This is a genomic window from Fundidesulfovibrio magnetotacticus, assembly GCF_013019105.1.
Taxonomy (GTDB): Bacteria; Desulfobacterota; Desulfovibrionia; order Desulfovibrionales; family Desulfovibrionaceae; genus Fundidesulfovibrio; species Fundidesulfovibrio magnetotacticus.
The window spans coordinates 141,508-166,753 of sequence record NZ_BLTE01000005.1 but is presented as its reverse complement, the minus strand read 5'-3'; the positions used below and the strand labels follow the sequence as shown (position 1 = coordinate 166,753).

Sequence of the window (25,246 nt, the reverse complement as noted above, 5' to 3'; positions counted from 1 at the left end):
CTAGCCCTGCCGTGGGGCCGCACGGCGCGAGCGCCCGTGGAGAGCGGCCAGCCCGGCCAGCCGCTGGGCCAGCGCGGGGGAGAACTGCTCCGTGGTGACGCGCCAGGCCCAGTTGCCCCTGGCCACCGAGGGGGTGTTCATGCGCGCGGAGGCGTCCAGGCCCAGGGCGTCCTGGAGAGGGGCCACGGACAGGCGGGCCACGCTCATGGAGGCCAGGCGCAGGAGCTCCCAGGGGGCCTCGGCGGGGGCCAGGGAGCGCCCGACGTACTCCTGCAGCGACTGCCTCCCGATCTCTCCGGCGTCGTGCAGGAACCAGCCCCGGGCGGTGTTGTTGTCGTGGGTGCCGGTGTAGGCCACGCAGTTCTCCACGTGGTGGTGGGGAGCGTCCCGGTTTTCGCCCACGTCGGGGCCGAAGGCGAACTGGAGCACCTTCATGCCGGGGAAGCCCATGGCGTCGCGCAGTTCGCGCACGTCGGGGGTGATCACGCCCAGGTCCTCGGCCAGGATGGGCAGCACGGGGAAGTGGGCCAGCAGGGACTTGAAAAAGGCCTGGCCCGGGGCATCGACCCAGCGGCCCTTGACGGCGGTCTTCTCCTCGGCGGGAATTTCCCAGTAGCCCGCGAAGCCCCGGAAATGGTCCAGGCGCACGAAGTCGAAGAGGCGGAAGTTGTGGGCGAGGCGTTTGATCCACCAGGCGAAACCCGAGGCCAGGTGGGCGTCCCAGTCGTAGACGGGGTTGCCCCAGCGCTGGCCGGTCTCGGAGAAGTAGTCGGGGGGCACGCCCGCCACGAAGAGGGGTTCGCGGTCCGGGCCGAGCTTGAAGAGTTCCGGGTTGGCCCAGACGTCGGCGCTGTCCTGGGTGACGTAGATGGGCGCGTCGCCCACCACGAGGATGTCGCGCCGGGCGGCCTCGGCCTTGAGGGCGCTCCATTGGTCGTGGAAGAGGTGCTGGACGAAGGCTTCCTTGAGCACCCGCCGGTCCAGGGCCTGGCGGCGTCCGGCCAGGGCTTCGGGGTCGCGGTCGCGCAGGGGGGCGGGCCAGCGTGTCCAGGAGAGGCCTCCCAGGGCGTGCTTGAGGGCCTTGAAGAGGCAGTAGTCGTCCAGCCAGGAGGCCTGTTCGGCGCGGAAGCGGGCGAACTCCGGGCGCCGCTCCAGGGAGGCGGCGGCGCGCTCGAAGGCCAGGTCGAGCAGGCGTTCCTTGAAGGCCGCGGCCTGGGGGAAGTCGGCCCGGGCTGGATCGTGGCGGGGCATGCTGCCCAGGTCGTCCCGGTCGAGCCAGCCGTCCCTCACGAGGAGCTCAGGGCTCAGGAGCAGGGGGTTGCCCGCGAAGGCCGAGTCCGACGAATAGGGCGAATCCCCGATGAAGCTGGAGGTTGGGGTGAGGGGCAGGATCTGCCAGACGGACTGTCCGGCCTCCACGAGGAAATCGAGGAAATCCAGGGTGCCCGGTCCCATGTCGCCGACGCCGTAGGGCGAGGGCAGGCTCGTGACATGCAGAAGGATTCCCGCGCCGCGTCTGTGCATGGCGTTCTCCCGGTGAGTTCAGCCCTTGGGGGCGGTGTCGGCGGCCTGGGCGATGCGGCCCGTGAAGCTTTCCATGAGGGACAGGCAGTTGCGCAGCACGGCGGTGCGTGCGCGCTCTGCCTTGTCCTTGCGGGCCAGCGCCTGTTCCACGGCCTTGCGGGCCAGTGCGGTCTGGCGTTCCAGGCAGCGCTCGGCGCGCTCGGGGCTGATGGCCCCGGCGGCCGTGAGATAGACCAGGGCGGGCGCGAAGGGCAGGTCCAGGCGTCCGTTGCCCCCGAGGCTCTTGAGGATCTCGGGGAGCGTGGGCATGGGCCGGAAGGCCTCGGCGGCCACGCGGTAGTAGGGCAGGAAGAGGGAGTCGCGCCGGATGGTCTCCTGGCGTCTGGCGAGCAGGGCCAGCGCTTCGGGATCGGTCAGGCTGCCTTCGCGCCAGATTTCGGGGGCCTGGGGGGAGAAGTCGCAGGGCAGGCGCGTCTCCAGGCCCGCAAGGGGCACGTGCTGGAGCATTTCCGGGAAGAGGGGGTCCAGGGGGAAGACGCGGCAGCCCAGGGGGCGGCGATCGTAGATGGAGCAGGTGTCGTCCGGGGCCAGGGAGGGGCAGCGGGCCTGGCCCGCATGGAAGTCGCCCAGGGCGGCGGCCCCCACGGTGACGAAGGTGGCCAGGCGTTGCGTGCCCGAGGGTGCGCGTCCCACGCGGAACACCAGATCGCGGCTGGCGTCCATGGCCAGCTTGTCCTTGCGGAAGGCCAGGGTGGTGAAGAGATCCTCGTGGGTGATGGGCAGGACCGGGCGGTTGGCGGCGAAGTCGTCCAGGTTCCAGGTCTCCATGGAGAAGACCAGAGCCAGGAGGAAGGACTCGTCGTGGTCCAGGGCCTCCGCCAGGCCCAGGGGGATGCTGGCGCGGCAGCAGCGGCCGCAGCGGGTGCACTGGAAATGCTTGGATGCCATGCGGGGCGACGCCTTTGGGTTCGGGTGAGCACGCTGCCGGGCCATGCGGACCGGCGCGCGCATTGTGGACGGGGAAGGCCCGTGCGTCAACAGCGGGGTGCGGGTCAGGCGGCGGGGTCCAGGGGGGCGTCGCCCAGGGGCAGCTCCAGGGTGAAGCGCGCGCCCCGGCCTTGCGCGGAGTCCAGGGTCATGCGCCCTCCGTGGCCCTTGACCACGATGAAGTAGGAGACCGAGAGGCCGAGCCCCGTGCCCACGCCCGGGGCCTTGGTGGTGTAGAAGGGCTCAAAGGCGCGGCGGCGCGCTTCGGGGCTCATGCCCGGGCCGTTGTCCTCGAAAACGGCCTGGACGCGGCCGGACAAGGCTCGCAGGCGCAGGCCAATGCGCGGCCCTTCCGGGCGGGGCGGGGCTTCGGCCATGGCCTGGGCGGCGTTGCGCAGGATGTTCAGGAACACCTGCTCTATCTCGGTTTCGGTGCAGGGCACGGAGGGGAGGTTGGGTTCAAAGTCCCTGTCTATGGTGATGCGCTTGAAGTCGTAGCTTTTCTTGAGGTCGTAGTCGTTGGCGGCCAGGGAGAGGGCCTTTTCCAGGATGGCGGCCAGGTCGCAGGGTTTGCGGCGCGACTCGCTGCTGCGGCTGAAGTCCAGCATGTGGCGGATGATGCTCGCGGCGCGCAAGGCGGCGCCCTGGATGTCCTGGACGAACACGTCAAGCTGGCGGGCCTGGAAGTAGCGGGCCACGAGGCCCATGTCCACGCCCACCTCGCGGGCGGCCTCAATGTTCTTCGGGTGGTCCGGGCGGGTGCGCTGCACGAGGTTCTGGGAGGCCTGGACCACGATGCCCAGAGGGTTGTTGATCTCGTGGGCGATGCCCGCCGCGATGCCGCCCACGGAGAGCATCTTTTCGGTCTGGATCATCATCTCCTGGATTTTGCGGGCCTGGGTGACGTCGTGCAGGAGAATCATGAGCCACAGGCCGGACTCGCTCTCGATGATCTGGCCGGAGACGGAGACCCTGAAGGTTTGCCCGTCGTTGCGGCGTCCCTCGAACTCGCGGTCCACGACGCGTCCCCCGCGCAGCACGTCGGCGTGGAAGGCATCCAGCCGGGCGCGGTCGATCTCCGGTTGGATCTGGGGAATGGAGCGCCCCAGCACCTCGGAGGGCGCGTAGCCCGTGAGGCGGGTGTAGGCCTCGTTGACGGCGAGCACGGAGAGGTCGTTGGCGTCCAGGAGCAGCGCTGCCTCGGGCGAGAGGCGAAAGAGCATGGAGAAACGCTCCTCGGAGCGGCGCAGGTTGGCCAGCACTTTGCGCAGCGCCCCGAGGGCAAGCGCAACCAGGGCAAGCGTGCCCAGGGCCACGCCCACGTTCACGGCGGCCAGGTGGTTCACCGGGGAGAGCACCAGGGCATCGTCGGCTTCCACGGCCAGGATCCAGCCCGTGATGCGGTTGATCTTGGCCAGGCAGATGCGCGTGACGCCCTGTCGATCGAAACGCACCAATTGGTTCGAGTCCGCCCCGTGGACGATCAGGGGGACGAAGGGGTCCGGCTGGAAGGTTGGCTGATCGCCCTGAGGCGGTGCGGCCAGCACGCTGCCGTGCTTGCCAAGGATGAAGCCGACGCCGAGCCCCCCCAGATGCGGCAGGGCCAGGATGTCCCGGGCGAAGGCGGCGGTGTCCCGGATGGCCACCACGACGCCGCGCACGGAGCCGTCGGCCGCGCGCACGGGTTGCGAGGCGACAAGAATGGGCCGTGCGGTCACCCGGGAGGTCTCCACCGTCTCCAGGGCGGGGCGGCCCTCGCGTGCTTCGCGGTAGTAGCGCCGGTCGGACACGTCCAGGGTCCCGGCCAGGGCGGGGTTGGAGGCCAGGACGATCGCGCCTTTCATGTTCATCAGGTAGAAGCGTTCGAAAACGCCGTCCTCCACCAGGCTTTCCAGTTTGCGCCGGGCGGCCGCCCGGGCCGAGCCGCCCAGGTAGCTTTCTTCCAGGGCCAGCAGGAGCACGGGCTCCTGGCTCACCAGGCGGGTCTGGAAGATCATTCCGCGCACCTGCACGTCCACTTCGTGGTCCAAGAAGTCCAGGCTCTGGAGAAACTGGGTGCGGGCCAGCGCTTCCACCGTCTTGCGCGTGTGGGAGTAGGCCAGGGCTGTGCTGACCACGGCCCCGGCGAACACGGCAAGCAGGACGGCCAGGAACTGGCGGTCCGAGGCAAGGCGGCGGGTGAGCGCGCCACGCAGCCCCTTCATCGCACCACCACCTCGCCAGCCTCGATGAATTCGTAGGGGATTTTCAGGCCCAGCCGCTCGGCGGTGCGCAGGTTCAGGAAGACGATGCCCTGGTCGTTGATGCGCACGGGGAGCGTTCCGGCGGCCACCCTGGTCGTGAGGATCTCCCGCACCATGCCGCCGGCCAGGAAACCCTGCTCGTGCCCGGATTCCAGCACGCCCGCCAGGTGTCCGTGGTCGCGGGAGAAGTCGGTGAAGCCCAGGGTGGGCTTGCGCACAACCGTGTCGTTCCAGGCGGCCACCTGCTCAGGCGGGACCACCAGGCCCGTCTCCTCGTCCACGAGCGAGTGGTAGAGGCCCAGGGCAAGGGCGTCGGCGCGCTCCTGGAGTTCCAACACCTTGCGTCTCCAGGCCTGGAAGGTCGCCACCTGTTCCACGGCGGCCAGGCGCACGGCGAAGGGGCCGTTAAGGCGCTGGTCCTCGCGCAGGTCGTCCAGGACGAAACCCGCCGATTCGGATTCGTCCAGGAGCAGGGCCACGGAGCCGACGTCCGGGAAGAGCTGGCGCAGGAAGGCGAAGCCCTCGCGGAAGTGCCAGCGCTCCCGCACGCCGGAGACGTTGGCCGCCGGGTAGCCGTAGAGCGCCAGGGGCGCGTTGACCCCGCAGAAGATCACCTGCGGCGAGGCGCGGCCCTTCAGGAAGGGCTCCACCAGGTAGGCCTGGGCAGGGTCGTCCACGGCCACCACCACCTGGGGCCGCCGCGCCTCGATGCGGGCCAGGGCTTCCCGGGCCACACGCCGGAGGTTGTCGGGGTCGGGCTTGCGCTTGGCGTCCAGGTAGAAGAATTCGATGACCACGTCGAGCCCGCGCAGGGCTTCGCGCAGGCCCTCGTTGATGGTCCGGGTCCAGACGTATTCCTGGTTGTAGCTTTGCACCACGAAGACGCGCAAAGGCGTCTCCGCCCTGGGCGTCTGGGCCGGTGAGGGTGCGGCGAGGCACAGAAGAAGTCCGGCCAGTACGAGCGCCGGGACGGTGGAGGACCGCCCGTTGGGAGACATGGCTGCTCCTTGTGCTGCGATGGCGGAATACCTGATGCTTTATTGAGTATACGCCCGGCGGGGTGAATGTAAAGCGGCGCGCCACGCCCGGGCGTCAGGGCCGGGCCGGGGCGATGCAGGCCGGATCGGCGATCCAGCCCTCGAAGGCCAGCATGGCGGGGTCCACCCGTTCGGGGCCGGGCATGCCCCAGCCCTGGGAACGGCGCTCCCAGGCCCAGGCGGCCTGGAGGGCGCAGAGCGCGGAGTCCAGGGTGTCGCCGGTGGCGTCCTCCAGGGCGCGTTCGCGCACGCGCGGGGCCAGGACCGTCCGCAGGCCGTAGCGGGCGCGGCAGGCCGGACCCTCCAGGGCGTCGAGGATGCGCGCGCGGGCCTCGTGGCGTGCCCGGGCGGGTTCGGGCCTGTTGTTGGCGCGGTCGGCAGCCTCGGCCTTGTAGGGGGCCTTGCCTGCCATCTCGCGCACGAAGAGGCCCGGGTAGGCCTCCACGGCGGTGAGGGGGCAGTCCGTGCGGCGCTGTGGGGCCACGTCGAAGCCGTGCTTCAGGAAGAGGGCGGCCCCGGCGTGGAACATGCGGGCCACGGGGGTGTAGTGGAGCGTCTGGGGGCTTTGGGCGCGGGCGGCCTCGTCGGCCAGGCGTTTGTGCTGCTTGTCGCCCTTGGGCCGGGGGGCCTTGTAGGCCTCCAGGAGGGCCGCGAAGTCCTCCCGTGAGAGGTCCGCGAGCCTGCGCGCGAAGGGCTCCCAGGGCGCGGGCCAGGACATGTCCGGGAAGAGGGGGTGCGGGCCGACGAGGACCTTGCGCGAGAGGGAGAAGGGGAAATCGAACCCGGCCACGGCAGTCCCCCCGGAGAGCAGGTGCGCGGCCAGTGCCTCGAAGGCCCGATCGCCCGGCCCCTCGAACACGGTCAGGGACTCCACCGCGAGCACGCCGCCCTCCAGGCACGCGTCGGCGCAGACCAGGGGCTTGGCCCGGGCCGGGGTGCTGGTGAAGTCTATTCCGTGGATGCGCATGGTTCCCCTCCCGCCCTGGGGAAACGGCTGGCCCAGCGGCATGACGCCGCCCAGGAGCCCTCCGCCGGACGGCGCTTGCGTGAGCGCGTCCCATCCTCACACGCGTTTCAAGAAGCCCCCTTGCAACGCTTCTAGCAGCGCACGCTGGCGGCCAGTCCGCCCTGGGCGGTCTCCTTGTATTTGGCGCACATGTCGCGCCCGGTCTCGGCCATGGCGCGCATGGCCTGGTCCAGGCCCACCATGTGGTGGCCCGGGGTCTCGGCGGCGGCGATCTGGTAGGCGGCGTAGGCCTTCACCGCGCCCATGGCGTTGCGCTCGATGCAGGGGATCTGCACGTAGCCCTGCACCGGGTCGCAGGTGAGGCCCAGGTGGTGCTCCAGGGCCGTCTCGGCGGCGTTCTCCACCACGGCGGGCGAGTGGCCGTGCACCTGGGCCAGGTAGGCGGCGGCCATGGCCGAGGCCACGCCCACCTCGCCCTGGCAGCCCACCTCGGCCCCGCTCACGGAGGCGTTGTGTTTGGCCAGCATGCCCACCAGGGCGGCGGCCAGCAGGGCCTCGCGCTGGTCCTTGCGGAACACGCCCGCCGTGGGCCGCAGGTTCTTGGTGACGTAGAGCACGGCGGGCAGCACGCCCGAGGCCCCCGCCGTGGGGGCCGTGACGATGGTGTGGCCCGAGGCGTTCTCCTCGGCGGCGGCGAAGGCGCAGGCGCACAGGGCCAGGATGGGGCGGTCCTGCTGCTGGGGGTCCTGGCGGTAGCGCTCGAAGAGGGCCTTGGCCTTGCGGTGCAGGCCCAGGGGGCCGGGCAGCACGCCCGAGGCCTCCAGGCCGCGCTCCACGGCGTCCTCCATGGCGCGCATGATGCGCTCCAGGCCCGAAGCGATCTCCTGGGGCGTGCGCCCGGTGAGCGCCGCCTCGTTGGCCAGGAGGATCTCGGGGAGCGAAAGCCCCGTGGAGGCGGCCAGGGCGCGCAGGTCGGCCATGGTTTCGTAGGGGTGGGGCGGGGCCTGTCGCTCGGGGGGCGTGTCGCCCTCCCACTCCACGAAGCCGCCGCCCACGGACCAGGCCTCGCGCTCCAGCAGGGCGTTGCCGTCCGCGTCCAGGAGCCGGAACACCAGGGTGTTCGGGTGGTGCTTGGGCAGGGTGAGCAGGTCGAAGACCACGCAGTCCTCGGAGACGGGCAGCGTGATGGCCCCGAGTTTCAGCTCTCCGGCCGCGAAGGCGGCCATGGCGTCCAGGATGTCCGGCGGGCAGGTCTCGGGGCGGTTGCCCAAAAGCCCGGCCAGCACGGCGCGCAGGGTTCCGTGGCCGCGCCCGGTGGCGGCCAGGGAACCCTGGAGCGTCACCTTCAGGCCGCGCGCCAGGGCCAGCCGGTCGGCCGGTAGGCGTGCGGCCTGCTCCATGAAGTCCGCGGCGGCGGTCATGGGGCCGATGGTGTGGGAACTCGACGGCCCCGGGCCGACCTTCAGAAGCTCGAACACGGACGTGGTGACGGGGCACATGGGCCGGGCGTCGCCGGGCAGGGGGCGCAGGGGCATGGGAAACCTCTATTTCTTCTTCTTTGCGTCGGGGAGCCTGGCGGAGACCCAGGCCGCCGCCTCGTCGAGCCAGCGGGCCTCCTTGACCGAGAGGATCCAGCCCAGCAGGCCGAGCACGATGAACTTCCACCACGGCGCGAAGGAGGCCGCGGCCACGTCCAGGTAGCTGAGCACCGGCTGATGGACCAGGTAGATGGCGTAGGAGGCCCCCGAGAGCCAGAGCACGCCGGGCCTTTCGCCCCAGCGGGCGGCCTGGGGCAGCGAGAAGAGGGCCAGGAAGAGGGCCAGGGTCCAGGCGATGCCCGCGAACCAGGGCGTGGGCAGTCCGACCCAGGGGGCGGCGAGGCAGTAGGCGCAGGCGCTGAAGATCAGGCCGCCCAGTTTGGCGTCGGCCAGGAAGGGGCGGTCGGGGTCCTGCTTCCAGAGCTGGGCCATCCACATGCCCATGAGGAACTCGGGCAGGCGCGAGGGCAGGTTGAACGAGGAGAGGAAGGCCAGCGTGCCGCCCAGGCCGTCGGGCGAGGCCTTGCCCCAGAGCTTGACGAACTCCGTGAGCGTCCACAGCGCGAGGGTGGCCGCCACCGTGACGCGCTCCAGGCCGTAGCGCCGCGTGACCGTGAGGATCAGCGGCCAGGCCAGGGTGAACTGGAAGAGCAGGCCCAGCCACCAGTAGGCCGCCGTGTTGGACATGAAGGACTGGGTGCGCAGCGGGTCCAGGAAGAGCAGGTGCCAGAGGGCCGGGGGCAGCCAGTCGCCGGGGGAGGTGATGCGGTAGACCACGGCGTTGCCCAGCACCACCAGGAGCACGGCCAGGTAGTAGTGGGGGCAGAGCCTGGCCAGGCGCTTGGGAACGAAGTCGCGCAGGCGGGGGATGGGCGCGGGGTTCTCGCCCACGTAGGGCAGGGCCAGGAGGAAGCTGGTCATCACGTTGAACACGGCCACGCCCAGGGCCAGATCCACGAAGAAGTGGCCCAGGATGGTGCCCGCGTAGGCGTCGCGCAGAGGGCCGATGCCCTGGAAGAGGTGGTGGACGAAGATGCCGACCATGGCGGCGGCGCGGATGAAGTGCAGCTGGGGAATCTCACGCTTCACGGAGGCCTCGTCGGATGGGGTTTAGAGAAAACGGATCACGGCCAGGGTGAGGTCGTCCTGGGGCGGCGCCGCGCCCAGGAAGTCCTTCCAGTCGGCCACCACGGCGTCGAGGATCTCCTGGGCCGTGGCCTGGGCGTTGTCGCGCACCACCTGGCGCAGGCGGTCCTTCCCGTACATGGAGCCGTCGGGGGCGAATCCCTCCCAGAGGCCGTCGGTGCCCAGCACGGCGATCTGTCCGGCGGGCCACTGCTTGAGGCGTCCGGGGAGGTAGGCGCTCTCCTGGTCCACGGCCAGGGGCAGGCCGCGCCCGGCTAGTTCGGAGAAGGCGTCCTGGGCGGGGTCGTAGAGGATGGCGGGGTCGTGCCCGGCGCGGACCCATTCCACGGTCTTGGCGCGTGGGTCGATGACCAGCATGAAGAGCGTGATGAAGTGGCCGCTGCCCGCCACGTCGCGGGAGAGGTGGCGGTTGAGGGTGGTGACGATGCGCGAAGTGTCGGAGAGGCACAGCGCGCCCTGGCGCAGAAAGCCCCGGGCCGAGGCCATGAGCAGGGCCGAGTCCACTCCGTGGCCCGAGACGTCGGCCACCACCACGGCCAGGGAGTCGCCCGCCAGTTCGAGGAAGTCGTAGTAGTCGCCGCCGGTCTGGCCGGAGTAGGAGGCCGTGGCGGCCATGTCCAGGCCCTCGCGCACGGGGATCTGCCCGGGCAGGAGGCTGCGTTGCACGGCCTTGGCCTGCTCCAGGGCGTTCATGAGTTCCGTGCGGTGTTTGAGGCCTTCGATCATGGCGTTGGTGCGCGCGGCGATCACCCCGAATTCGTCGGCCGTGGCCACGGGGATGCGCCGGGAGAGGTCGCCCTTGCTCACGGATTCCAGCACGCCGGTCTGCTCGGCCAGGAGCCTGCGCAGGTTCTCGGCGTAGCGCACGATCAGAAAGCCCACGCCCGCCACCAGCACGCCCGTGACGTACACCACTTCCAGGGTCACCGAGCGTTTGGCCTGGGCCAGGGCGGCCGGATCGGCGGCGTGCATGGCCAGCCAGTCCACGCCGTTGGCCAGGATGAGGGTGATGAGCGCGGCCACGAAGACGGCGGAGCTCACGGCCACCAGGGCCAGCTTGCGGGCCATGGGGTGCACGGACTCGGGCGGGGTGCGCCAGTTCTTGGTGCAGGCGCGGTCGATGATCAGGCGCTGGCGGGTGATGGCAGAATCCAGGGCCAGCAGGAAGGCCAGCGCGCCCATGCCCACGAAGAGCTTGAAGCCGCTGAAGGGAGGAAAGCCCAGGGCCAGGGTGTTGAAGAGCCCGGCCAGCCCCCCGGCGGCGAGGCCCAGGGCGAGGTCCAGCAGGAACTGGCTGCGCGGCTGGCCGAAGATGTCCGCTCCTTCCACCAGGGCCTTCTCCAGGGGGACCCTGGCCAGCAGGACCACGGCGGACGCGGCGAGGACGATGGCCCCCAGGTGCACGGGGGGCAGCGAGTCCATGAAGGGTCAGACCCGGCCGCCGTAGATGGCCAGGAGCACCGACCCCAGGAGGTATCCCGCGCAGAGGCGCAGGGGGAACGACTTGTTCATGGCCCGAGGTTATCCCATACCCGTCCGGGTGGAAACACGAAACTGCCCCGGCGCGTGCCGTTCGCATCCCGTTGACGTGCGGGGAAGGACCGGCTGTTCGCGCCTGTCCTCGCGCGCGCAACGCCGCCTCCGGTCCGGCGTCCCGCCCGCGTCCGCCGCCGCGCGTTGTCCGTCCGCTACTTGCCGAAGGGGCAGTGGGGGAAGGTGCAGCGCTTGCAGTCCATGCAGAAGCCGCCGTGCCCCATGCGCGCCAGGAGCGCGCGCGTGACGGGCACGCCCGCCAGCACCCGGGGGAGCAGGAGGTCCAGGCTGGTGGTCTTGTGGAAGAGCGCGCAGGCCGGGACGCCCATGACGGGGACGTGGCCGATGCGCCCCACCAGGGTCATGTTGCCGGGGAGCACGGGCATGCCGAAGATGTGGTCTTCGAGCCCGGCGTCCAGCAGGCCCTGGAGGGTCACGTCGCCGGGGTCCACGCTCATGCCCGCGGTGGTGAAGAGGAAATCGCACCCCGCGTCGAGCAGCTCGCGCACGCCCCGGGCGATGGATGCGGCGTCGTCGGGGGCGAAGCGGGTCTCGGCCAGTTGGGAACCCAGGGGGGCCAGTTTGGCGGCCAGCACGGGGGCGAACTTGTCCTCGATGAGCCCGGTGAACACCTCGGTGCCGGTGATGAGCGCCCCGGCGCGCGCCTTGCGCAGGGGGCGCACGCTGGCCAGGGGTTCCCCGGCGGCCAGGCCCAGGGCGTCTTCCAGGAGTTCGCGGTCGATGTAGAGGGGGATGGCGCGCACGCCGCCCACGGGCTCTCCGGCTTTCACGAGGCTTGCGTCGTGGCGCAGGGAGAGGGCCACGTCGGCCAGGGAGTTCAGGGCGGCCAGACGTTCCACGTCGATGTGGAGGAGGCCGTCGCGGGAGGCCAGCAGGGTGATCTTGCCTTCGCGGGGGGCTCCGGCGGGCTCGATGCCGGAGGAGTCGCACACGGCCCCGGCCAGGGCGGTGGCGGCGTCGTCCTCGTGCACGAAGGCCTCGTCGCCGGAGGCGGCGTCCTGCACGTAGACGTGGAAGCGCCCCATGCGCTGAAGGCGGCAGAGGTCGCCCGCGTCCAGGGTCTGGCCCTTGACGAAGGCCGCGCCCTTGGAGCGTCCGGGCTCCACCAGGGTCATGTCGTGCAGGGCCTGGCGGCCCACGGCCTGCTCCACGGGCACGGGGGTGAGGCGCGGCCGGGCCTTGGTCCTGGCCAGGGGGGACTGCCCGGCGCAGCCCAGGCAGACCGGGCCGTGCATGGCCGGGTAGGCCTCGGCGCAGCGCGGGCACACGGCGATGGCGCCCTTGGGGCGCTTGCCCAGGAATTCGGGGGTCACCTGGGCCTCGCGCAGGGTGAGCAGGGACTCGCCCGCCTCGAAGATATCTTCCCGGAGCCGGTCGGAGTCCTGGTCCTTCTTGGGCTTGGTCTTGAGGAACCAGCCCGCGATTTCCGGCCAGGAGGCGAAGGCGGCGGGGTCCAGGTGGGCGCGGAAGCCTTTGCCGGTGTATTTGTCGTAGAGGGTCAGGGCGTAGCGTCCCAGGTCCTTCACGCGCAGCCAGCCGTTGCCCAGGGTGCAGGGGGTGAAGAGCTGCACGGCGTCGGGCAGGCAGGCCCCGGTCTCGCAGAGGGCCTCGAAGAGCGTGCCTTCGGGCAGGTGGCGGCGCGCGGCGTCCACCATCATGCCGCCCACGACCACCCCGGGCGCGGCGTAATTGTGGAAATCCACGATGCGCTGGAGGTAGTCCTCGCGCGAAAGCCCGCAGTACGTCCTATCCATGAGCATGATCCACCTCCGAGAAGGGCTTGACCGGCCAGGGGAAGGTCTCCTCCGCGCGTTTCAGGGCGTAGGCCTCCACGTCGGCGTGCCAGCGCTGGAAGGCCAGGGCCAGCTCGCGGCCCAACTCCGAGAGGGCGAAGCCGCGCTGGCCGCGCGTCTTCTCCACCAGGCCTCCGCCCACGATCTCCTCCGTGGCCTTGAGCCGCCCCCAGGCCGCCCGGTAGGACATGCCCATGGCCTTGGCCGCCTGGTTGAGCGAGCCCGTCTCGTGGATGCGCAGCAGCAGCTCCGCGCGCCCCAGGCCAAGGAGCATCCCCCCCGGGGTTTCCAGCCAGAGGTGCAGGCGCAGCGTGGGATTCACCTTGTCCATGAGCAGTCCCCTTCTATGCCGTTTCTAACATATGTGTGCTTCAGCTAACAGAATTGAAGGCCCCGGGCAATCCCTGTTGACCGATTTCGCGGCGCGGCGTACCCCCGCTCGACCGTGAACGTCGATCTCGCAAGGCCCTACCGCTCCATCTGGGCGCTCACCTGGCCGCAACTCCTGATGATGGTCTTCCAGTTCCTTATCGGGGTGGCGGACGTGGCCGTGTGCGCGCGCATCGGGCGCGAGGCCCAGGCGGCCATGGGCCTGGTGAGCCAGGCGATGTTTCTTTTCCTCACGGTGGCCATCGCGGTGTCCAACGGCTCGGTGGCGGCGCTCACGCAGTCCCTGGGGGCGGGGCGGGCGCTGCGCGCGGCACGCTACGCGGGGCTGTGCCTCTTCTCGGGCCTGGGCCTGGGCGTGGCGGTGTTCGCGGCGGGCTTCGGCCTTGAGGGTCCGTTCCTGAAGCTCCTCAACGTGCCGGGGGAGATGCTGGCCCCCACGCGGGAGATCCTGGGCATCTTCCTTTGGCTCCTGCCGGTGAACTACCTTTTCCTGGTGTCCAACGCGGTGTTGCGCTCCCACAAGATCGTCATGGCCCCGCTTCTGGCGGTGGGCGTGGGGTGCGCGGTCAACGCCGTGCTGGACTACGGTCTGGGCCTGGGCCTGTGGGGCCTGCCCGCCCTGGGCGTTGCCGGAGTGGCCTGGGCCACGGTGGGCTCCATGACCCTGGGGCTGTGCTGCAACCTGGTGTGGCTGCGCCGCGCGGGCATCCTCTCGCGGTCGATGCTCGCGCCCTGGCGCTGGACGCGGGTGGCCTGGCGCTACGTCTTCCGCGTGGCCTGGCCTTCGGGGCTCATGCAGGTGGTGTGGCATTCGGGGTACACGGTGCTCCTGGCCATCGCGGGCGGGCTGCCCTCGGGGGGCGTGGAGGCCCTGGCGGCCTTCGCGGCGGGTTCGCGCGTGGAGTCCGGCATCTTCCTGCCCGCCTTCGCCTTCAACATGTCGGCCTCCATCCTCGTGGGGCACGCCCTGGGCCAGGGCAACCCGGCCGAGGCCCGGCGCATGGGCTTTAGGGTGCTGGGGCTGGGGGTGGCGGCCATGAGCCTCATGGCCCTGTGCCTGTGGCCCTTCCTGCCCTCCATCTCGGCGGTCTTCGCCCCGGACGCGGGCGTGGCGGCCGAGGCGCGTCTCTACCTGGTTTACAACCTGCTGGCCGTGCCCTTCACCTGCACCGGGATGATCCTGGCGGGCGCTTTGACCGGGGCCGGGGCCACGGTGTACAATCTCATCGTGTTCGGGGCGTCCATCTGGGGCGTGCGCCTGCCCGTGGCGTGGTGGCTGGGATGGCGGGCGTGGGGCACGGCGGAGGGCGTGTGGCTCTCCATGCTGGTCTCCCAGGTGTTCCAGGCCCTGGCCCTGCTGGCGGTGTACCGCTTCAGGGACTGGGCGCGTTTTTCCATGATCAAGCCAAGGACGGAGCGTGAAAAGAGCCTTTGAACCCCTTGCGCTGGGCGGGCGCGACGAATACCTGGCGCGCCTGGCGCGCTGCCCCCAGAAGGTCTCGGACTACTCCTTCGCCAACCTCTGGGGCTGGTGCGAGGAGTACGGCCTGGAGTGGAGCTTCGGGGACTCCCACGTCTGGCTGCGCCAGACCAGGCCCGAGACCGTGTACTGGGCGCCCGTGGGGCCGTGGGAGACCGTGGACTGGTCGCGCTGCCCCACCCTGAACGGGGGCGGTTCGTTCATCCGCGTGCCCGCGCGCCTGGCCGACATCTGGAGCGAGGCCCTTCCCGGGCGCGTGGAGGTGAGCGAGGCCCGCGAGCACTGGGACTACGTCTATCTGGTCTCGGAACTCTCGGCCCTCTCGGGCAACCGCTTCCATAAAAAGAAGAACCTTCTCAACCAGTTCACCAAGAACTACGCCTACGAATACCATCCCCTCACGGCCGACTGCATCGAGGAGGTGCTCCAGATGCAGATGGAGTGGTGCGTCTGGCGCGAGGCCGAGTGCGACGCCACCCTGGCCGCCGAGAACCGGGCCATCGCCCGGGTGGTGAAGGACTGGGACCGCCTGCCCAACCTGCTGGGCGGGGCCGTCCGCGTGGAGGGGCGCATGATCGCCTACACCGTGGCCGAGGCCCTGGACGACTCCATGCTGGTGATCCATTTCGAGAAGGGGAGCAACGGCTTCAAGGGCGTCTACCAGGCCGTGAACCAGATGTTCCTGGAGCACCAGGGCCAGGGCTTCACCCACGTGAACCGCGAGCAGGATCTGGGAGACGAGGGCCTGCGCAAGGCCAAGCTCTCCTACAATCCGGCGCTCTTCCTGGAGAAGCGGGCCGTGCGCGTGCTGGCCTGAGCGGCAAGGCCGGACCGACGCGGCCCTGACCGGCAGGGTTTGTGCAACCGTGTTCCCGCCCCGGCGGGGACGAACCCGGCAAGGCGCGCCGCGTCTGGTGCGCCGGGGAAAGGACAACCGGGCGCGGAACACGCCACTCGCGCCATGAGGAGAAAATCATGACATATCGTGCAATCGCCCTGACTCTTTTGACGGTGCTGGCCCTTTCTGCCTGCGCCGACGACCAGACCATCCGCAAGCGCGACGTGGGCATCGTGGCGGGCGCGGCGGGCGGGGCCATCGCGGGCGGGGCCATCGGCGGCAACGACCCGGCCGGACGCGTGATGGGCACCCTGGCCGGGGCCATCATCGGCGGCGCGGTGGGCGGCTACCTGGGCAGCGTCTGGGACGACTACGACCGCCGCCAGGCCGCGAGCGCCCTGGAGAACAACCGCGACTACCGCGCCACCACCTGGCGCAACCCCAACACCGGGCGCGAGTCCACCATGCAGCCCGTGCGCACCTACTACGACCAGGGCGCGCCCTGCCGCGAATACACCCAGACCGTGATCATCGACGGCCGCAAGGAGACCGTGCGCGGCACGGCCTGCCGTCAGGCGGACGGCACCTGGCGCATCAACAACTGATGGTGGGACTCAAATCCGTCCATGCGGGTTGTCGAGACAAGCAGACAAAACCATTGATTTGAATTTTGAAAAACAGGTTCTTGTTTCTCGACATGCCACACGAGAGGCGCGATGTTGAGCAATGAAAGGATTTTGGCCGTTTGCTTTGAACATCCGTGCGGACAAAGCGTGAGGAAGCGACTCGGGCGGGGTCTTCGCGTGGCGCGGTCATCCCGCACGGAGTGATACCGCGCCCGCACGGCCCCCCCCCACGAGGGGCGGGGCTCGCCACGCAAAAGAACCGGCCCGGCGGCTTTGGAGCCCCGGGCCGGTTTTGCGTGCGTTTCCGGTCGATCAGGTGACCGGCCCCGGTGTCGGCGACGCGGGCCGCCTCCCGGTTCGTGCGGCCAGCGGCCCGGTGGGGCAGGGCGGACGCCTGTCGCATCCTACTCCGGACGGAAGACCACCACGCCAAGGGGCGGCAGGGTGAGGGTGAGCGTGTGCGTCCGGGCGTGGCTCTCCTCGTCCTGGGCCGTCACGGCCCCGGCGTTGCCCATGCCGGAGCCGAAGTAGTGCCGCGAGTCGGAGTTGAGCACCTCGCGCCAGACCCCGCCCCGGGGCACGCCCACGCGGTAGCCCTCGCGGGGGATGGGCGTGAAGTTGAAGCAGGCCAGGAGCATCTCGGAGGGGTCCTTGCCGAAGCGCAGGAAGGACAGCACGCTGGCCTCGGCGTCGTGGAAGTCCACCCATTCGAAGCCCTTGTGGTGGAAGTCGGTCTGGTGCAGGGCCGGGCATTCCCGGTAGAGGGCGTTCAGGTCCCTGATCCAGTCGCGCATTCCGGCGTGGGCGGGATCACCCAGGAGCGCCCAGTCCACCTGGGCGTCGTGGTTCCACTCGCTCCACTGGGCCACCTCGCCGCCCTGGAAGAGGAGCTTCTTGCCCGGGTGCGTCCACATGTAGCCGAAGAGCAGGCGCAGGCCCGCGAATTTCTGCCAGTCGTCGCCAGGCATCTTGCGCAACAGCGAGCCCTTCCCGTGCACCACCTCGTCGTGGGAGAGCGGCAGCACGAAGTTCTCGTTGAAGGCGTACCAGATGGAGAACGAGAGCGCGCCGTGGTGGTATTTGCGGAAGACCGGGTCCTTGGTGAAGTAGTTCAGGGTGTCGTGCATCCAGCCCATGTTCCACTTCATGCCAAAGCCCAGGCCGCCGATGTAGGGGGGGCGGGAGACCAGGGGCCAGTCGGTGGATTCCTCCGCGATGGTCTGGATGCCGGGGAAGCTCGTGTAGGCGGCCTCGTTGAGGCGGCGCAAGAGGTCGATGGCCTCCAGGTTCTCCTTGCCGCCGAAGCAGTTGGGCACCCACTCGCCCTCCTTGCGGGAGTAGTCGAGGTAGAGCATGGAGGCCACTGCGTCCACGCGCAGGCCGTCGGCGTGGTAGCGGTCGAGCCAGAAGAGGGCTGAGGAGATCACGAAGGCGCGCACCTCGTGGCGGCCGTAGTTGAAGATGCCGCTCTTCCAGTCGGGGTGGTAGCCCTGGCGCGGGTCCTCGTGCTCGTAGAGGTGCGTGCCGTCGAAGAGGGCCAGGCCGTGGCCGTCGGTGGGGAAGTGGGAGGGCACCCAGTCCAGGATCACGCCGATGCCCGCCGCGTGGAGGGCGTCCACCAGGTCCATGAAGTCCTGGGGCGTGCCGTAGCGGCTGCTGGGGGCGAAGTAGCCCAGGGTCTGGTAGCCCCAGGAGGCGTAGAAGGGGTGCTCCATCACGGGCAGGAACTCCACGTGGGTGAAGCCCATGTCCGTGAGGTAGCCCGGAAGCTGGCGGGCCATCTCCTGGTAGGAGAGGGAGTCCCAGGTGTCGGGATGGCGCTTCCAGGAGCCCAGGTGCATCTCGTAGACGGACATGGGCGCGTCCAGGGAGCTGGCGTCGGCCCTTCCGGCCATCCAGGCGGCGTCCTTCCACTGGTGGTCGAGCTTCCAGACCACCGAGGCCGAGCGCGGCGGCACCTCCCAGGCGAAGGCGAAGGGGTCGCCCTTTTCCAGGTGGCGGCCGTGATGGCGCGAGGTGATGTGGTATTTGTACACCGTGCCCTGGCCCACGCCGGGCGCGAAGCATTCCCAGATGCCGGAGCCGTCCAGGCGGGCGCTCATGGGATGGGCCTTGCGGTCCCAGCCGTTGAAGTCGCCGATCACGGAGACCTTGCGGGCGTTGGGGGCCCACACGGCGAAGAGCGTGCCCTCCATGCCGTCCACGGTCATGGTGTGGGAGCCCAGCTTCTCGTAAAGGCGGAAGTGGGTGCCCTCCTTGAAGAGGTAGATGTCGTGGTCGGTCAGCAGGCTCACGCCGTGGAGGACGTTGGGGGTCATGGGGGCTCCTGGGTGTCTGGCGATCGCCCGATCATAGGCCAAATGGACGGGGAGGGAAAGGGGGCGGCCTCAGGGGCGCGACCAGGCGGGCACGAAGCGTCCGGCGTGGCGCAGTTGGCGGTCGAGCCCGCGCGCGCCGGGCAGGCGCTCCTCCAGGGCGCGCCAGTAGGCGGGGGAGTGGTCCAGGTGCAGGGTGTGGGCCAGTTCGTGGGCCAGCACGTAGTCGGAGAGTTCCGGTGGCAGGAAGAGGAGCCGGGCGTTGAGCGAGATGGTCCCCCTGGCCGAGCAGCTGCCCCAGCGGGAGCGCTGCAGGCGCACCACGCACCCGGCGTGGGGCAGGTCCAGGCGGGCCGAGAGGGCGTCCAGGCGCGGGGGTAGCTCCCGGGCGGCCTCGCGTTTGAGCCAGGTCCTGAGCGCGCGGGCCACCAGTTCGCGGTCGGCAAGCGCGCCCGAAACCTCCAGGCTGACAGGCCCAGCGGCGCGCACCCGCACCGAGCCGCTCCCGTCCGGTCCCGGGCGGTAGCGCACGGTCAGCTCGCGCCCCACGGCGCGAAGCGACACCCCGGCCGGGGGCAGCAGGGCCTCCGCGCGCTGGAGCGCCACCCGCTCGAGAGTGCGCGTCACCCACTCCAGCCGCTGCGCAACGATCTCCGGCACGAGTGCGGCGTCGAATCCCACGGGCACGCTCACCACCAGCCCGTCGCGCGGGGTGACCACCAGACGCACCTGCCTGGCCCGGGCCGAGACGCGCACGCGGTAGTCCGGCAGGGGCGGAAGCCCGGAAGGCGGGATTGTCCTGGAGGCGTTCACGGAGGGATTCCTGATCATATGTTGGACTTGCTGTCAAAAGGGGCTTGCCGTATGCTGAAACAGCCAATTGACAGCATTGTCAATGATTCTTGCCCCACCCGGAGTACCCCCATGCCGTACCCCTTCTCCGCAGCGCGCATTTCGGTCAAGCTGGCCGGAAGCAGCCTGATGTTCGCCTTGCCCATAGCCCTGCTCACCTTCTTCACCGTTCGCGGTCTCGACAAGGACATCGACTTCGCCAGCATGGAAATCAAGGGCAACGCCGTGCTGCGCCCCATGATCCGCCTGCTGGAAAGCCTGCCCGACGGGGGGACGAGACCGGCCGCCGTGGACCAGGCCTTCGCGGACCTGGGCAAGGCCATGTCCCTGCACGGCGAAGCCCTGCTCTTCACCCCGGCGGAGCTGGCCAAGCGGGGCCGCGAAAAGCAGGCCCCGCCCAGGGTGGAGTCCGCCTGGCGCGCCCTGCGCGGCAACACGCCCGCACCCGAGGCCCTGGACGCCCTGACGGCCGACGTGCGCGTGATGATCGCCCACGCGGGAGACATCTCCAACCTGATCCTCGACCCGGACCTGGACAGCTACTACGTCATGGACGCCGTGCTTCTGGCCCTGCCCCAGACCCTGGACCGCACCGCCAGGGCCGTGCGCCAGGGGGCTGAGCTGGCTGCGCTTCCCGAGTTGGGGCTGGCCGAGCGCAAGCTCCTGGCCGTGCAGGCGGCCATGCTGCGCGAGGCAGACCAGGAGCGCATCGAGGCCAGCCTGAACACGGCGCTCAAGGAGGACGAGAACTTCTACGGCCGCAGCGATTCGCTCCAACGCGCCGTGCCCGCGCGCCTCAAGGCCTATTCCGAGGCCGCTTCGGCCCTGGCCCAGGCCCTGGAGGCCCTTTCGGAGGGCAAACCCGCCAAGCCCGCCGAGATCCGCGCCCTGGGCGAGCGGGCCATGGCCGAGAGCATCCGGCTGTGGACCGTGTGCTCCGCCGAGTTGGACGCGCTGCTCGAAAAGCGCATCGCCGACTACCAGTCGCGCAAGCTGCGGGCCCTGGGCCTTTCTCTTTCGGCCCTGGCCGTGGCGGGGCTTCTGGTCACGTTCATCTCGCGCGGCATCGTGCGCCAGCTGGACGCCATCCGCGCCTTCGCCCGCCGCGTGGCCCAGGGCGACCTGGACGCCAGGCCCCAGGGCCGCGCCACCGGGGAGCTGGCCGAACTGGAGAACGACCTGGCCGTGATGGTCAAGGAGCAACGCGGTCGCCTGGGCTACGCTCAGGGGCTCCAGAGATCCTTCAAGGTGCCGCTCCTGGTCGCGGACAACGAGGCCCGGGTCACCTTCACCAACCGCGAACTGCTCGACTTCATCGAGGTGCAGGGCGAGCCGGAGGACTGGCTGGGCCTCACCGTGGCCGAGTTGGTTCGCAACGACGCTACCAAAGAAACCGTGATGAGCAAATGCCTGAAGAACAACGTCTGCGTCTACAAGGCGGAGATCGAGTTCGTCACGCGCAAGGGCAACCACCGCGTGGCCCTCGTGGACTCGGACCTGCTGCACGACCTGGACGGCAACGTCCTCGGCGTGGTGGGCGTGCTCTCCGACATCACGGACATCAAGCGCCACGAATCCGAACTGCAGAAACGCAACGACGCACTGGCCCTGGCCGTGGAGTCCTCCCAGGACATCGCCCGGGAACTGAACCAGGCCATGCGCCGCCTGGCCGAGCGCATCGCCCAGGCCGCCGAAGGCGCGACACACCAGAACGCGCGCGCCACCGAAACCGTGGGCGCGGTCTCGGCCATGACCGACTCGGCCCACCACATGGCCGACCTGGCGGGCGAAGCCGCCCTAAGCGCCGAGGACGCCAAGGGCGCGGCCCAGGAGGGCGCGGGCCTCGTGCAGACCGCCGTGCAGGCCATCGCCGCTGCCCAGGCCCAGGTGCTGGACCTTCAGGAGAAGATGCGCGAACTGGGCGTGCAGGCCGACAACGTGGGCAAGGTGCTCCAGGTGATCGGAGACATAGCCGACCAGACCAACCTGCTGGCCCTCAACGCCGCCATCGAGGCCGCACGCGCCGGAGACGCCGGGCGCGGCTTCGCCGTGGTGGCCGACGAGGTGCGCAAGCTGGCCGAAAAGACCATGCAGGCCACCCACGAAGTGGGCGCCACCCTGGACTCCATCCGGGGCGGTGCGGCCCAGACCCTCAAGGCCACCGAGCAGGCGGCCCGCGAGATCGTGGAGTCCACGCGCCTGGCCCAGTCCTCGGGGGCGTCGCTGGAGCGCATCGTGGCCATCGTGCAGGGCGCGGCGAACCAGGCCAAGGCCATCGCCGAGGCCGCCGGGGGGCAGGCGGGGGCCAGCGCCCAGGCCAGCCGCGCCGTGGCCGAGATCGAGGACATCTCCTCCAGCACGGCGCGGGGCATGGAGGAGGCCTCCAGCGCCCTGGAAGACGTAGACCGGCAGGCCGCCAGCCTGGAAGAACTCATCAGGGGCATGAAGGACTAGACCCCGGGGCCAGGGAAGGCGCATCAGCCCTGAGCGCCCCGGTGGACGCCAGGGTGGACGCCGGAACTGCCCGGCGGGTGCTCAGAACCGGCGCGGCCCTCCCCTCGGGACGCTCAGGTTTCGCTCTCGGCGGCGCGGGCCTCGGGCACCCCAGCCTCGATGGCTTCAAGCACGGCCCGGCACTCCGTCTCCAGCGCCTCCAGCAGCTCCCGGGCCGGTCCGAGCCTGCCTGACCGGGCGGCAAGCTCCAGCTCCTCGGCCGCGGCCTTGAGCCGCACCGCCCCCACCACGGCCGCCGACCCTTTGATGGAATGGGCCTCTTCGGCCACCTCCTGGGCGTTGCCCGCCCCCCATGCCTGACGCAGCCTGGCTGTGCGCCCTGGGGCATCGCGCAGGAAGATGTCCAGAAGCGTGGCCAGGGTGCGCTCCTTGCCCCTGAACAAGCGTGCCAGCCAGGAACGGTTGAGCGCGTCCCCGTGCGCGGCGCGGGGGGGGACGTGCTCGGGCGTGCGCTCGGCCTGGGCCTCTTGCTCCTTGGGCCGGGCTTCCGGCCGGTCCGCGCGGTAGGCGTCCAGCACGCCGCGCAGTTCCTCCAGGTCCAGTGGCTTCACGAGGCAGGCGTCCATGCCCGCCGCAAGGAAGCGTTCTCGGTCACCCTTCACGGCATGGGCCGTGAGCCCCACCACGGGCAGGTCGGCAGGCGCGCCGGGCGCGCGTCCCGAGCGGATCACGCGCGTGGCTTCCAGGCCGTCCATCACGGGCATGGAGACGTCCATGAGCACCAGGTCGAAGCCCCCTTGCGCCAGGAGTTCCAGGGCCTGGGCGCCGTTGTGGGCCTCGATCACGCTGTGGCCCTCCTCTTCCAGGAAGGTGCGGGCGAAGATGCGGTTGGTGCGCTCGTCCTCGGCCAGCAGCAGGCGCAGGCCGGGCCTGGCGGGTTCGCCAGGGGGCGTTTGGGGGTCGGGGCAGGCGGCCGGAGCAGGGATGGCGGCGCTGCCCCGGGCCTCTGCCACAGGTACGCGAACGAGGAACACGGCCCCTCGGCCGGGCTCACCCCCGGCGCGGATGCTGCCGCCCATCATGTCCAGGAGCTTGCGGCAGATGGCCAGGCCCAGGCCCGTGCCGCCGAAGCGACGCGTGGTGCTGGAGTCCGCCTGGGTGAAGGTCTCGAAGATGGCCTCCAGCTTGCCGGGAGGGATGCCGATGCCCGTGTCCGACACCTCGAAGCAGAGAATTCCCCTGCTGTCCTCGGGCCAGGCGCGCAGGCGCACGTGGCCCCGGGACGTGAACTTCACGGCGTTGTTCAGGAGGTTGTCCGCCACCTGGCGCAGACGCAGGGGGTCGGCTCGCACCAGGCCGGGCAACTCCGGGGAGAGCTCCAGGCAGAGGTCCAGGTCCTTGCGCCGCGCCTGGGGGGAGATGGCCTGGGCCGCGCGAGCCAGCAGTTCGGAAGGGTTGAAGTCTTCCAGGCAAAGTTCCATGCGCCCGGCCTCGATCTTGGAGAAGTCCAGAATGTCGCCCAGAATGGCCAGGAGCGAGGCCCCGGCCTCGACCACGCCTTCCAGGAGGCCGCGCGTTTCGCCTTCGGGAACGCGGCGCAAGGCGAGCTGGGTCAGGCCCAGGATGGCGTTCATGGGGGTGCGGATTTCGTGGCTCATGTTGGCCAGGAAGTCGCTCTTGGCGCGGCTGGCCTCCTCGGCGCGCCGTCTGGCGTCCTGGAGTTCGGCCTCCATGAGCTTGCGCTCGGTCACGTCCTGCACGAGCCCCTCGAAGGACTCCACGCCTTCCGGGCCGTGCAGCACCACGGGGGTGTTGCGGATCCAGCGCGTCTCGCCGTTCTTGCGGCGTATCCGGTGTTCCAGGGGGGGCGCGGTGTCCCCGGCCATGATGGTCTCGAAGAAGCGGATCACCTTCTGGCGGTCTTTCTCGTGCACGAGGCGGGCCCAGAGCAGGGGATCGTGCTCGAAGTCCCTCGGGGAGCAGCCGGTGACGGATTCGCACCCCGGGCTGTGGGTCACGGAGGCGATGCGGCCGTTGTCCATGCGAACGGTGTAGGAGTAGTTGGTCACCGAGGCCAGGAAACGGCGGTAGCGTCCCTGCTCCGAGGCCAGGGCCGCCTCGGCGGCGGTGAGGCGCATGCGTTTGAGTCCCTGGTCGGCCAGGGTCGCGCCCAGCTTGGCGTAGAAGTCCAGGATGGGGCCCACGCGGTCCAGGGGGATCACGGGCGCTTGCGAGGCCAATTCCAGGCAGAGTTCCACGGGCAGGTCGAGGCGTCTGGCCCTCTCGCGCAGGCGCGCCAGGTCGGGGGGGGCCACGAAGAATTGGCCCAGGTGGATGGTGGCGATGGGAACGCCTTCCACCTGGATGGGGGCCGAGGCGTCGCAATAGCCCATGAAGCACTTGAAGAGCGTGTAATCGTCCGCGCAGGGTCCGTGAGGCAGCTCCCCGGCCGCCGTGCCGCGTCGGCAGACGAGCGATATGGAGGGCGCCCCCGGGTGGTGCACGGCGGTGCACTGGGAGTTCCAGCCTGCCGAGGCCACGATGCCTCCCCGGTCGTCCAGCACAATGCTCGTCAGCCCCGAAGCGTCCTTGAGGCTTTCGAGCAATTCGCTCAGCGCGGCGGCGTCCACCAGGTCCGCGAAGTGGTAGGTCACGGCCTCCCCCTGTGGATGAACATTCTACATCAACACGACAGGGCGACGCAAAAGTCAACTGTTTGAATTTGCGCCGAATGGATTGCCGTCCGCCTCAGAGCCAGCCCAGGTTCTCCAGGCGCTCCAGGAGGAGCCCCGCGTCGGCTTCCAGGAAGTCCGGCCCGGCCCGCGCCAGGCGCTCGGGCGCGGTGTCGCCGCTGGACACGGCGGCGCTGAGGGTCCCTGCCGCGCGCGCGACCTGCACGTCCTGGGGGTGGTCGCCCACCATGAGGGCCTCGCCGGGGGCTCGGTCCAGGGCGCGCAGCGCGGCCAGCACGTGTTCGGGGTGGGGTTTGACGGCGCGCACGTCCTCGCGGGCCAGCACCGCGCCGAGGTAGCGGCCGGCGTCCGGAAACACGGTGTTCACGGAGTCTCGGCTGTTGCGCGTGACCACGGCCAGAGCGACGCCCCGCCCGCGCAGACGGTCCAGGGCCGGGCGCACGAAATCGAAGAGGGAAGTGCTCGCGGCGGCCTCGCGCTCCATGTCCGCGATGAGGGCCAGGGCCTGGGCGCGGAAGTCCCGGGCGCGGCGGGCCTCCAGGCGCGCGGCCAGGGCGTCGATCCACTCCAGCGCCGGCAGGGGGCCTGGCTCGTGGACGCCGGGCAGGAAGCCTTCGGCCAGAAGCCCCACGCGGCGCTTCATGAGGGGGAAATCCAGGGCGGGGCGGGCCAGCGTGCCGTCGAAGTCGAAGACGACGGCCGCGAGGCGTGCTGGAGTGCGCATCGTTGCCTCCGGGACTGGGAGGGGTTATCAGGTGGACCCCCGGCGCGCAAGGGTTCCGGGGGCTAGACCTGGGCAGGAGGGGGGC

At 70.3% G+C, this 25,246-nt stretch carries 18 protein-coding genes; 4 read left to right on the top strand and 14 right to left on the bottom strand.

Going from position 1 to position 25,246, the window contains the following annotated elements; genetic code table 11:
• From malQ to NNJEOMEG_RS07360, 10 genes are all read right to left on the bottom strand, one after another.
• A complete protein-coding gene (gene malQ, locus NNJEOMEG_RS07405; protein WP_173082893.1) occupies positions 1-1,524 on the bottom strand; it encodes a 4-alpha-glucanotransferase in 1,524 nt (507 codons plus the stop codon).
• An 18-nt stretch (positions 1,525-1,542) separates the two neighbouring features.
• Positions 1,543-2,472, bottom strand: a complete 930-nt coding sequence (locus NNJEOMEG_RS07400; protein WP_173082891.1) for a YkgJ family cysteine cluster protein — start codon at positions 2,470-2,472, stop codon at positions 1,543-1,545.
• 104 nt (positions 2,473-2,576) lie between these two features.
• On the bottom strand, positions 2,577-4,715 hold the full coding sequence (locus NNJEOMEG_RS07395; RefSeq protein WP_173082889.1) for an ATP-binding protein: 2,139 nt from the start codon (positions 4,713-4,715) through the stop codon (positions 2,577-2,579).
• Positions 4,712-5,752, bottom strand: coding sequence for an ABC transporter substrate-binding protein (locus tag NNJEOMEG_RS07390; RefSeq protein ID WP_173082887.1), 1,041 nt, complete (start codon positions 5,750-5,752; stop codon positions 4,712-4,714). Before NNJEOMEG_RS07390 ends, NNJEOMEG_RS07395 begins: the two co-directional genes overlap by 4 nt.
• 94 nt (positions 5,753-5,846) lie before the next feature.
• Positions 5,847-6,758 carry a DUF429 domain-containing protein gene (locus tag NNJEOMEG_RS07385; protein ID WP_173082885.1) on the bottom strand — a complete coding sequence of 304 codons (912 nt, stop codon included), beginning with the start codon at positions 6,756-6,758 and terminating at the stop codon, positions 5,847-5,849.
• Positions 6,759-6,889: 131 nt separating this feature from the next.
• A complete protein-coding gene (locus tag NNJEOMEG_RS07380) occupies positions 6,890-8,293 on the bottom strand; it encodes an L-serine ammonia-lyase (protein WP_235956868.1) in 1,404 nt (467 codons plus the stop codon).
• Positions 8,294-8,302: 9 nt separating this feature from the next.
• Entirely contained in the window at positions 8,303-9,385 is a 1,083-nt protein-coding gene (locus NNJEOMEG_RS07375) for an acyltransferase family protein (RefSeq protein ID WP_173082883.1), read from the bottom strand.
• Positions 9,386-9,406: 21 nt separating this feature from the next.
• On the bottom strand, positions 9,407-10,864 hold the full coding sequence (locus NNJEOMEG_RS07370) for a PP2C family protein-serine/threonine phosphatase (RefSeq protein ID WP_173082881.1): 1,458 nt from the start codon (positions 10,862-10,864) through the stop codon (positions 9,407-9,409).
• Positions 10,865-11,130: 266 nt separating this feature from the next.
• Positions 11,131-12,756 carry an FmdE family protein gene (locus NNJEOMEG_RS07365; protein WP_371865483.1) on the bottom strand — a complete coding sequence of 542 codons (1,626 nt, stop codon included), beginning with the start codon at positions 12,754-12,756 and terminating at the stop codon, positions 11,131-11,133.
• On the bottom strand, positions 12,743-13,120 hold the full coding sequence (locus NNJEOMEG_RS07360) for a winged helix-turn-helix domain-containing protein (protein ID WP_173082879.1): 378 nt from the start codon (positions 13,118-13,120) through the stop codon (positions 12,743-12,745). Before NNJEOMEG_RS07360 ends, NNJEOMEG_RS07365 begins: the two co-directional genes overlap by 14 nt.
• 114 nt (positions 13,121-13,234) lie before the next feature.
• Between NNJEOMEG_RS07360 and NNJEOMEG_RS07355 the strand changes: the two genes are divergently transcribed.
• The 3 genes from NNJEOMEG_RS07355 to NNJEOMEG_RS07345 all read left to right on the top strand — a co-directional run bounded on the left by NNJEOMEG_RS07355 (position 13,235) and on the right by NNJEOMEG_RS07345 (position 16,102).
• Positions 13,235-14,614 (top strand): MATE family efflux transporter, encoded by a 1,380-nt coding sequence (locus NNJEOMEG_RS07355; RefSeq protein WP_235956867.1) that lies wholly within the window; start codon positions 13,235-13,237, stop codon positions 14,612-14,614.
• Positions 14,598-15,476 carry a DUF2156 domain-containing protein gene (locus NNJEOMEG_RS07350; RefSeq protein ID WP_173082877.1) on the top strand — a complete coding sequence of 293 codons (879 nt, stop codon included), beginning with the start codon at positions 14,598-14,600 and terminating at the stop codon, positions 15,474-15,476. Before NNJEOMEG_RS07355 ends, NNJEOMEG_RS07350 begins: the two co-directional genes overlap by 17 nt.
• Positions 15,477-15,634: 158 nt before the next feature.
• A complete protein-coding gene (locus NNJEOMEG_RS07345; protein ID WP_173082875.1) occupies positions 15,635-16,102 on the top strand; it encodes an RT0821/Lpp0805 family surface protein in 468 nt (155 codons plus the stop codon).
• Between the two features lie 425 nt (positions 16,103-16,527).
• Here NNJEOMEG_RS07345 and glgB read toward each other — a convergent pair whose 3' ends face one another.
• Positions 16,528-18,441 (bottom strand): 1,4-alpha-glucan branching protein GlgB, encoded by a 1,914-nt coding sequence (gene glgB / locus NNJEOMEG_RS07340; protein WP_173082873.1) that lies wholly within the window; start codon positions 18,439-18,441, stop codon positions 16,528-16,530.
• A gap of 69 nt (positions 18,442-18,510) precedes the next feature.
• On the bottom strand, positions 18,511-19,251 hold the full coding sequence (locus NNJEOMEG_RS07335; protein WP_173082871.1) for a M48 family metallopeptidase: 741 nt from the start codon (positions 19,249-19,251) through the stop codon (positions 18,511-18,513).
• Positions 19,252-19,362: 111 nt separating this feature from the next.
• On the opposite strand from NNJEOMEG_RS07335, the gene NNJEOMEG_RS07330 reads away from it, so the two are divergent.
• Positions 19,363-21,744 carry a methyl-accepting chemotaxis protein gene (locus NNJEOMEG_RS07330; RefSeq protein WP_173082869.1) on the top strand — a complete coding sequence of 794 codons (2,382 nt, stop codon included), beginning with the start codon at positions 19,363-19,365 and terminating at the stop codon, positions 21,742-21,744.
• Positions 21,745-21,857: 113 nt separating this feature from the next.
• Here the strand turns inward: NNJEOMEG_RS07330 and NNJEOMEG_RS07325 are convergent, their stop codons facing one another.
• Together NNJEOMEG_RS07325 and NNJEOMEG_RS07320 are read right to left on the bottom strand one after the other, a co-directional pair.
• Entirely contained in the window at positions 21,858-24,398 is a 2,541-nt protein-coding gene (locus tag NNJEOMEG_RS07325) for an ATP-binding protein (RefSeq protein WP_173082867.1), read from the bottom strand.
• A 94-nt stretch (positions 24,399-24,492) separates the two neighbouring features.
• A complete protein-coding gene (locus NNJEOMEG_RS07320) occupies positions 24,493-25,161 on the bottom strand; it encodes an HAD family hydrolase (protein ID WP_173082865.1) in 669 nt (222 codons plus the stop codon).
• Positions 25,162-25,246 lie beyond the last annotated feature (85 nt).